At 45.3% G+C, this 9,057-nt stretch carries 9 protein-coding genes; 4 read left to right on the forward strand and 5 right to left on the reverse strand.

What is annotated here, in order from left to right; genetic code table 11:
• Positions 1–222 precede the first annotated feature (222 nt).
• From ABUA34_RS07800 to ftsE, 3 genes are all read right to left on the reverse strand, one after another.
• The gene (locus ABUA34_RS07800) at positions 223–1,512 is read right to left on the reverse strand and encodes a murein hydrolase activator EnvC family protein (RefSeq protein WP_015533678.1); all 1,290 of its coding nucleotides are present in this window, start codon (positions 1,510–1,512) and stop codon (positions 223–225) included.
• Positions 1,513–1,648: 136 nt separating this feature from the next.
• A complete protein-coding gene (gene ftsX, locus ABUA34_RS07805) occupies positions 1,649–2,557 on the reverse strand; it encodes a permease-like cell division protein FtsX (RefSeq protein ID WP_015533677.1) in 909 nt (302 codons plus the stop codon).
• Positions 2,547–3,233: a cell division ATP-binding protein FtsE gene (gene ftsE / locus ABUA34_RS07810; protein ID WP_022216898.1), complete on the reverse strand. Its 687-nt coding sequence runs from the start codon at positions 3,231–3,233 to the stop codon at positions 2,547–2,549. Before ftsE ends, ftsX begins: the two co-directional genes overlap by 11 nt.
• Before the next feature lie 211 nt (positions 3,234–3,444).
• Between ftsE and ABUA34_RS07815 the strand changes: the two genes are divergently transcribed.
• The 4 genes from ABUA34_RS07815 to ABUA34_RS07830 all read left to right on the forward strand — a co-directional run bounded on the left by ABUA34_RS07815 (position 3,445) and on the right by ABUA34_RS07830 (position 7,720).
• Positions 3,445–4,833 (forward strand): uracil-xanthine permease family protein, encoded by a 1,389-nt coding sequence (locus tag ABUA34_RS07815; RefSeq protein ID WP_238051906.1) that lies wholly within the window; start codon positions 3,445–3,447, stop codon positions 4,831–4,833.
• A gap of 38 nt (positions 4,834–4,871) precedes the next feature.
• The gene (gene upp / locus ABUA34_RS07820) at positions 4,872–5,501 is read left to right on the forward strand and encodes a uracil phosphoribosyltransferase (protein WP_015533675.1); all 630 of its coding nucleotides are present in this window, start codon (positions 4,872–4,874) and stop codon (positions 5,499–5,501) included.
• Positions 5,502–5,682: 181 nt separating this feature from the next.
• Positions 5,683–6,333: an endonuclease III domain-containing protein gene (locus ABUA34_RS07825; RefSeq protein WP_349823116.1), complete on the forward strand. Its 651-nt coding sequence runs from the start codon at positions 5,683–5,685 to the stop codon at positions 6,331–6,333.
• Between the two features lie 40 nt (positions 6,334–6,373).
• The gene (locus tag ABUA34_RS07830; RefSeq protein ID WP_055146778.1) at positions 6,374–7,720 is read left to right on the forward strand and encodes a citrate/2-methylcitrate synthase; all 1,347 of its coding nucleotides are present in this window, start codon (positions 6,374–6,376) and stop codon (positions 7,718–7,720) included.
• Between the two features lie 178 nt (positions 7,721–7,898).
• Here the strand turns inward: ABUA34_RS07830 and trxA are convergent, their stop codons facing one another.
• Together trxA and ABUA34_RS07840 are read right to left on the reverse strand one after the other, a co-directional pair.
• On the reverse strand, positions 7,899–8,210 hold the full coding sequence (trxA, locus tag ABUA34_RS07835; RefSeq protein WP_022217252.1) for a thioredoxin: 312 nt from the start codon (positions 8,208–8,210) through the stop codon (positions 7,899–7,901).
• A 349-nt stretch (positions 8,211–8,559) separates the two neighbouring features.
• Positions 8,560–9,057, reverse strand: a 498-nt coding sequence (locus tag ABUA34_RS07840) for an HAD-IC family P-type ATPase (RefSeq protein ID WP_349823117.1), incomplete at its 5' end; no start/stop codon positions are given.

The following is a 9,057-nucleotide window of genomic DNA, read 5'->3' on the forward strand; positions in this document are numbered from 1 at the left end:
TCAACCGACACTAATCCTATTTTTTCTTAAAAAAACTATTGTTTTCGACATATTTTCTCACCACCACAACATATGGTACTTCGCCCATATCCACGCCCCTATTAACATAAAAAATGCGTGATCCATATTTCATGAATCACGCATTTTTTCTCTATTCTATATATGATCATATTAAGATCTTATGATATGACACATATCCCTATGCCATGTCTCAACCTCATCTTACAGATAATCAAGTGGGTTGACATATGAGCCATTCAGGAATACTGAGAAGTGGCAATGTGTACCTGTTGAATATCCTGTTGAACCTGCGTACGCAATGGTCTGTCCCTGTGAAACCACATCGCCAACGCTTACTGCAAGTGATGAGTTGTGAAGGTACATCGTCACAAATCCATTACCGTGATCTATCATAACGTAGTTACCACCACTCTCGCCCCACTCGGCTACCGTTACAACACCTGCATCAGCCGCTGCGATAGGCACTCCGTATGAACATCCTATATCTATACCCATATGATTGGAGCTTGCTCCTGCTGTCGGTGACTCTCTAGGTCCGAAGTAGTCTGTGATAGGTCCTGATACAGGCCATATGAACTGACCTGAACCGGTTGTTGAACCGCCATTGTTACTTCCACTGTTGTCGCTGTCACTGCCTGAGTTATCGCTTCCACCGTTGTTATCCTGCTGCTGTTGTTCAGCTTCTCTCTGCTTACGCTCCTCCTCCAGTCTCTGCTGTTCCTGACGCGCAAGCTCTGCCAGCTTGTCATCCAGCTCTGACTCCTGCTTTGCGTATTCAGCCGCAAGAGCTTTCTGCATCTCAACATCATCACTGTACTTGTTGATCTCCGCATTCTTCTGGCTTATAACATCATCAAGGTCTGCCTGCTTGGTCTCCAGGTCTGCCTTTACCTTCTCTACATCCGCCAGATCATCCTTGAGTGTCTGCTGATACTCTGCTATGTCATTCTTAGTCTTTACCAGCTTGTTGAGCTGCTTCTGGTCATATGTGCTGAGCTGATCAACATACTCAGACTTGTTAAGACTATCCTCAAATGAAGCCGATGACATAAGTGCATCTATGTAAGCAACATCGCCCTCCTCGTAGAGGTACTGTATCCTCTTCTTCATCGCCTCATACTGATTATCCTCACTGACCTGAGCCTCTGCAAGCTTTGTCTGAGTCTCATCTATCTCATTCTGAAGATCCTCAGCCTGCTGTTTCTTCTCCACGATCTGTGTGCTTATATCTGTGGCCTGCTTATCGAGCTCATTTACAGCCGCTGTAAGCTTGTCTACCTTCTTCTGATACTTCTCTGCGTTTGCATTCGCCTCTTCCTGAGCCTGCTGAGCCTCTTCCTTCTGCTGCTCAACATCCTCCTTGGTCTCCTCAGCATGCACGCTGAACACAGGAGCCGCAAATATGGATGTAAACGACATGAGCAGTGCTCCTGTAGTAACCACTGCCACCTGCATACCTTTCTTCTTTATCTTGTATAAATCTATTCTCATCATTCATGCCTCCTAATCGCATTTCATAATGTTATTATCTTTTTGCCCTACTTATCAGCATTATAACACATATTGTTCCTAAAAAAGTAATAACAATTTGTGAATTTTTTGTGCATTGCTCTGACCGCATTTAACACTACACTCTCAGGTGCTTTCTTGTGGTAAGAATACTTCCTACCAGACCAACACCGATACCGAGCACAAGTCCGACCGGTACCATAGTCCTGAACAGATCCTGCTGGCTCACAAATGCGAACAGCGTTGTGACAACCTTGAACCTTCCGGCAACGTATGTCAGTATCTTATCGTACATGTAGTACAGAAGGACCAGAGGTATAGCCGAACCGACCGCGCCTATGATCACACCCTCTATGATGAACGGTGCCCTTACAAATACATTTGTCGCACCGATCAGCTTCATGATCCCTATCTCTTCCTTTCGCACTGTGATACCTATGGTGATCGTGTTACTTATAAGGAATATAGATACCAGCATCAGTATCACAACTATTCCTATGGATGCATATCCCACAAGGGATGACAGTGTCGTGATGCTGTCCGCAGTCACGTCAGAACTCTTTACCTTTCTGACTCCTGAAAGGCCCTGGGCAAATGCCACGAACTCCGGCTGTCTTGATACATCCTTGAGCGTGATCTCATATGACGCAGCATTCTTTAACGGGTTATCTCCGCCAAATGCATTCTTTGCAACCTGTGGATCATCGTAGTTCTGATCTGCAAACTTGTCCCATGCCTCATCGGCTGAGATGAAATCCATCGTCTCAACATAATCGACCGTTCTTATCTGTTCACCTATGAGCTGTATGGTCTCATCTGACGCATCCTCGTCGAAGAATACAGATATGGTGACTGTCTTCTCAAGCTCCTGCATACCTGACTGGAAGTTTACAACCACCGCATATATGATTCCGAAAAGGAACAGACATGATATGATGGTTCCCAGTGATGCAAGTGAGAACAGTATGTTTCTTCTTATATTCGCAAAGCCCTGTCTGAGGACATAGAAAAATGTACTAATCTTCATCTATGTAGCCTCCTTCCTTCTCATCACTGATTATAACGCCCTTCTTCAGGGTGATAACTCTCTTCTTCATCTCATTGACGATATCCTTATTGTGGGTTACCACGACAACTGTGGTTCCTCTCTTGTTGATATCCTCAAGGAGGTTCATGATATCCAGTGAGTTCTTAGGATCAAGGTTTCCTGTAGGCTCGTCCGCCAGTATGATGTCCGGATTGTTGACCAGTGCTCTCGCCATGGCAACTCTCTGCTGCTCACCACCTGAGAGCTCCTTCGGGTATGATTTGTATTTGTCTGCAAGTCCAACCAGCGTCAGCATGGCCGGAACTCGTCTTCTGATATATCTCGCCGGGGTCTGGATGACTCTCTGTGCAAATGCGACATTCTCGTATATAGTCCTGTCCTTGAGAAGTCTGAAGTTCTGGAACACAACCCCTATCCTTCTTCTGACCTTCGGTATATCCTTCCTCTTGATCTTGCCGTAGTCGTATCCGGCAACTGTGATATTGCCCTCCGTAGGATCGAGCTCCTTGAGCAGAAGCCTGAACAGAGTGGTCTTGCCCGAACCACTGCTTCCAACGATAAATACGAACTCGCCTTTCTCTATATTAATATTGACATTCTTGAGTGCCTGATTGCCCCCAGGATATGTCATACTCACGTTCTCTAATTCAATCATAATATCTGTAGTCTCCTTCGACCTGTATCTTTATTTTTCTCCCCTTTACTCAATCCAAGCAGAATTGTAACAATTCTGTAACATTTTGTCAAGTGCTGACATATATTACATATCTTAAGTTTATTTTGGAAATTTCACTATTCAAATTGACCTTAGTGTAAATAAACTTTATAATATTTAACTAAGAAAAAATATGGGAGGATTATTACTTATGGATAATCAAAAAGAAGCCATTCGTGATGCACGTAAGCTTGGAATTCCAAAGATGCTTTTACTTGGATTCCAGCATATGTTTGCCATGTTTGGTGCAACAATTCTTGTTCCGCTTCTCGTAAACGGATACTTCGAGGGTCAGGGACTCTCAATTCAGGTAACTCTTGTATGTGCCGGTCTTGGAACACTGTTCTTCCACTTATGCACTAAGCTTAAGGTACCTGCATTTCTCGGTTCTTCATTTGCATTTCTGGGAGGTTTCTCCACAGTTGCAGACCTTAAAACAGGCATATTCAAGGACATGCCAATGGGCGAAAAGCTTCCATATGCATGTGGCGGTATTGTGGTTGCAGGACTTCTGTATCTGATACTTGCACTGATCGTCAAGCTTGTCGGCGTGAAGCGTGTCATGAGATTCCTTCCACCAGTGGTTACCGGACCTATCATCATATGTATCGGTCTGAGCCTCGCACCATCAGCTATATCAAACGCATCCACTAACTGGCTGCTTGCATTTATCGCACTGGCTGTTGTCATTGTGTTCAACATCTGGGGCAAGGGCATGTTCAAGATCATACCTATCCTCATGGGTGTACTTATCTCATATGGCGTTGCACTCATACTTCACTTCTGTGGTATGACCAACCCTGATGGTTCAGCAATACTCAGCTTTTCTGGAGTTTCAGACGCACATTTTCTCGGTCTGCCACCTTTCCAGATCTGCAAATTTAACTTAACTGCCATACTTGTCATGGCTCCTATCGCCATCGCTTCCATGATGGAGCATATAGGTGATATATGTGCCATATCAGCAACTGTAGATCAGAATTTCCTTGAGGATCCAGGTCTCCACAGAACACTTATCGGTGATGGTCTTGCAACATCACTGTCAGCTCTCTTCGGCGGTCCTGCAAATACGACTTACGGAGAGAACACAGGAGTTCTCGAGCTCAGCCGTGTACACGATCCAAGAGTTATCAGACTTGCTGCTTTATTTGCAGTCATCCTCGGTTTCATACCTAAGGTTGCTGCAGTCATCAGCTCTATGCCACTTGCCATCATCGGCGGTATAAGCTTCATCCTCTACGGAATGATCTCAGCCATCGGTGTAAGAAATGTGGTTGAGAACCACGTAGACTTCACGAAGTCAAGAAACCTGATCATCGCAGCCGTTATCATGGTATGTGGACTTGGTTTCTCAAATGGCCTTACATTCACGATCGGAGGCACAACTATCACTCTTACAGGACTTGCCCTCGCAGCTATATTCGGCATCCTGCTGAACGCTATACTGCCTGGTAACGACTATACATTTGGTGAGAACACCAAGGGTGATGTAAGCCGCGGACTTGGAATGAATCCACAGAACTCTGACATTGAGGCATAATAATTATCTGTATATTATTTATTAGGAGGTTACACAATATGACAGATTACACAGTTATGACACATCCACTTATTCAGCATAAGATTTCAAAGCTCAGAGATAAGAACACCGGAACTGCCGAATTCCGTGCACTTGTTGAAGAGATCGCCATGCTCATGGGATATGAGGCTCTGAAAGATCTTCCTACCGAGGATGTATGTATAGAGACTCCTATCGAGGAATGCATGACTCCGGTCATCGCAGGAAGAAATCTTGCGATCGTACCTATTCTCCGTGCAGGACTTGGAATGGTCAGTGGACTTCAGGCTCTGGTTCCTACAGCCAAGATCGGACACATCGGTCTGTACAGAGACGAGGAGACTCATGAACCTCACGAGTACTACTGCAAGCTCCCTGATCCTATCGATGAGAGACTTATAGTTGTCACGGATCCTATGCTTGCAACCGGAGGATCAGCTGTTGCTGCCGTTGATTTCATCAAGCAGCACGGCGGTAAGCATATCAAGTTCATGTCGATCATCGCTGCACCGCAGGGAATTGAGAGACTTCTCAAGGCTCATCCTGACATCCAGCTCTACGTTGGTCATGTTGACCGCGAGCTGAACGAGAACGCTTACATCTGCCCAGGACTTGGCGATGCCGGCGACAGAATCTTCGGAACAAAGTAAAATCTTTCAGACATGCTATTTATACCAGCAAAGACATGCCGCAGCCCAGCACATATACTGGGCTGCGGCATGTCTTCTCTTCCCAACATTTTCACACTTCTAACATTTTTATTAAGAATTCTTTTTCGATATCCATTTGCAGGCCTTTCATGTTATCATATAGAGACTGGAGGTCTTTTTTATGGAATCACAGAAGAGATATACGAAAAAACAGAGAACACTGGACATTATCGAGAGGCTGAAGAAGGAATATCCTGACACGGTATGCACCCTCGATACTTCACACGCATGGCAGCTTCTTGTCAGTGTCCGCCTGGCGGCGCAGTGCACTGATGCAAGGGTGAATGTGGTAGTCCAGGATTTATTTGCCAAATATCCAGTAGTAAAAGAACTGGCTGCTGCCGATGTCAGTGACATCGAGGCCATTGTGAGACCTTGCGGACTGGGGAAGAGCAAGGCCAGAGATATTAGTGCATGTATGAATATGCTTGTTGATTCCTATGATTGCCAGGTTCCTGACAGTCTAGATGAGCTGCTTAAGCTCCCCGGCGTAGGCCGCAAGAGCGCAAACCTCATCATGGGTGATATCTACGGCAAACCTGCCATTGTAACAGATACCCACTGTATACGCCTTGTCAACCGAATGGGACTGGTTGACGGGATAAAAGATCCGAAGAAGGTTGAGATGGAACTGTGGAAGCTTGTACCTCCAGATGAGAGCAATGACTTCTGTCACAGGCTGGTGGATCACGGCAGATCCGTGTGCACAGCCAGAACGAAGCCACATTGCGACGCATGTTGTCTAAGCGACATATGCAAAAAGATCATCTGATTTATCATACAAACGGAAAGGAGTTACTTATATGGAGTATATGGAGAATCTGACAGAATACGTGGAGAAGCAGGCTTCTCTCTGTCAGCAGCATGATGTGATAGACAAAGAGCTCTATGCCAGATACGGAGTAAAAAGAGGACTGCGTGATGAGAATGGACAGGGAGTTCTGACCGGTCTTACCAATATATCACAGATCATAGCATTTAAGGATGTGGATGGCCAGAAGGTTCCGTGTGACGGACAGTTATTGTACAGAGGCTATGATGTACAGGATCTCGTAAAAGGCGGCAAAGGAAAACGCCATATATTTGAGGAAGCTGCTTATCTTCTTCTCTTCGGAGAACTGCCTACCGAGGCTCAGCTCTCAGAATTCAGCAGTGTCATCGCCGAGTCCATGAACCTGCCGACCAACTTTACCCGTGATGTCATCATGAAAGCACCTAGTGTGGATATAATGAACTCCATGACAAGAAGTGTGCTGACTCTGGCTTCATACGATAATCAGGCTACCAACCTGGATATAGACAATGTTCTCAGACAGTGTATCGGTCTCATCGGAACATTTCCTATGATGGCTGTGTATGGTTATCACGCATACAACCATTATGAGAACGACGGAAGTATGTACATTCACAGACCTGACAAGGATGCTTCCGTGGCTGAAAACATCCTCAGGATGCTCAGGCCTGACATGAAGTATACCGAGCTTGAGGCAAGAGTTCTTGACATAGCACTTCTGCTTCACATGGAACACGGCGGTGGTAACAATTCCACATTCACCACAAGAGTTGTAACGTCATCCGGCTCTGACACATACTCTGCCATTGCCGCCGCCCTTTCATCCCTCAAGGGAAGGAAGCATGGTGGTGCCAACCTGCAGGTTATGAACATGATGGACGATATCAAGGAGCACATAAAGGATTACCATGACGAAGAGGCCATAGAGGCATATCTGGATAAGCTGCTGAACAAGCAAGCCTACGACCACAAGGGACTCATCTATGGTATGGGCCATGCCGTTTACTCACTGTCAGACCCAAGAGAAAAAGTATTCAAGTCATTTGTCGAACAGCTTGCCGCTGCCAAGGGCAGGGACGAGGATATGACTCTGTACAACAACATTGAGAAGATCGCGCCAAAGCTCATCGCCAAGGAACGCAAGATATACAAGGGTGTCAGCCCTAACGTAGACTTCTACAGCGGATTCGTGTATGAGATGCTCGGAATTCCTAGGGAGCTCTACACACCGCTCTTTGCAGTGGCACGTATAGTTGGATGGAGCGCTCACAGAATCGAGGAGCTTGTCACCACGGACAAGATCATCAGACCGGCATATAAGAGTCTGGTTAAGTATAGAGAATATGTAGACAGAGACGCCAGATAGTCAATGTGTTTTCAATAACCTTAAAGCCCTGTCAGACTTAACATTCATATGTATCCATAATATGAGACCCATATGAATGTTAAGTCTGACAGGGCTTTATGTTTTTCCTGTTTCTAGTTTGTATCCCCACTTCAATTCAGATCCCAATTAAAATATCCGGGATACATATCACAGACAATTATTTGATCTTCTCAATGAAATCGAGAAGATCATACTTGGATATAGCTCCGACACTCCTCGATGCCTCAACACCATTCTTGTACAGTATCAATGTCGGAACACTGAACACCTTATTGGCAGCCGCAAGTCCGGGATTCTCATCCACGTCCACACTGAAGAAATCCACTTCACCATTCAGTTCATCTGCAACCGTGTGAAATACCGGTGCCATCATCTTGCATGGTCCGCACCATGTTGCTGAGAAATCCGCAACCGCCACACCGCATGCCTTTATATCTTCAAAATTATCGCCTTTTACCGTTTTTACCATACTGATCATCCTCCATTCTATTGTGATGAACACACGCATCACGCTGTGCTCCACACACATCTGTATATTTTCATTTCATAAACATTCCAGATAATATCTGCTAATATTCTGCCCTTATGTTCAGCTATCTACTCATGATTTATACATACATTTTGTCATATTCTGTCGGCCCGGTCAACAATTCTTACAGATTATTTTTATTATTTAAAATCATCTTTTAACTACAAAACTGCCCTCCTCACTAATGTTCCGGAATCCCGGGTACTCATCACAGTGAAGAGGGCAGCTTTATTTTATATTCTATATGATTCTACGCTTCGATCATCAATATAATTCTATGCTCCGATCATCAATCCAGCAGCTTCTTCATACTGTCAAGACTTATGAGAAGCGTCGATGAATTGTGAAGCAGTGCTGATGTGGTTGGCTGGATAACTCCCATCACGCCCAGGATAATAAGTCCTGTGTTGATGGTCACTATCTTGCGATAGTTCCTGTTGATCCTGCTCATCAGCTTATTACTGAGTTCCTTAAGTGTTACGAGCTCGTACAGATTGTCCGCACTGACAGTTATATCTGCGATCTCTCTGGCAATCTCCGCGCCATCACTTACGGCAATTCCAGCATCGGATGCCGACAGTGCAGGTGAGTCATTGATTCCATCTCCCACCATGATGACCTTTCGACCCGCAGTCTTCTCAGCCTCGACAAACTTTGCCTTGTCCTCAGGAAGGACCTCTGAGTAATACTCATCCACCCCTACCTGCTCTGCAATAGCCTTGGCCGTTCTGTCACTGTCTCCTGTCATCATGACAACCTTCTTGATTCCCAGCTTCTTGAGCCTTGA

This window comes from Coprococcus sp. RTP21428st1_C9_RTP21428_210409 (assembly GCF_040227395.1).
Classification (GTDB): domain Bacteria; phylum Bacillota; class Clostridia; order Lachnospirales; family Lachnospiraceae; genus Coprococcus; species Coprococcus aceti.

Bases quoted from the DNA above. Each gene is read 5' to 3' on its own strand.
- ABUA34_RS07800 (WP_015533678.1), bottom strand. From the start codon at position 1,512: ATGAGAATAGATTTATACAAGATAAAGAAGAAAGGTATGCAGGTGGCA.
- ftsX (WP_015533677.1), bottom strand. From the start codon at position 2,557: ATGAAGATTAGTACATTTTTCTATGTCCTCAGACAGGGCTTTGCGAAT.
- ftsE (WP_022216898.1), bottom strand. From the start codon at position 3,233: ATGATTGAATTAGAGAACGTGAGTATGACATATCCTGGGGGCAATCAG.
- ABUA34_RS07815 (WP_238051906.1), top strand. From the start codon at position 3,445: ATGGATAATCAAAAAGAAGCCATTCGTGATGCACGTAAGCTTGGAATT.
- upp (WP_015533675.1), top strand. From the start codon at position 4,872: ATGACAGATTACACAGTTATGACACATCCACTTATTCAGCATAAGATT.
- ABUA34_RS07825 (WP_349823116.1), top strand. From the start codon at position 5,683: ATGGAATCACAGAAGAGATATACGAAAAAACAGAGAACACTGGACATT.
- ABUA34_RS07830 (WP_055146778.1), top strand. From the start codon at position 6,374: ATGGAGAATCTGACAGAATACGTGGAGAAGCAGGCTTCTCTCTGTCAG.
- trxA (WP_022217252.1), bottom strand. From the start codon at position 8,210: ATGGTAAAAACGGTAAAAGGCGATAATTTTGAAGATATAAAGGCATGC.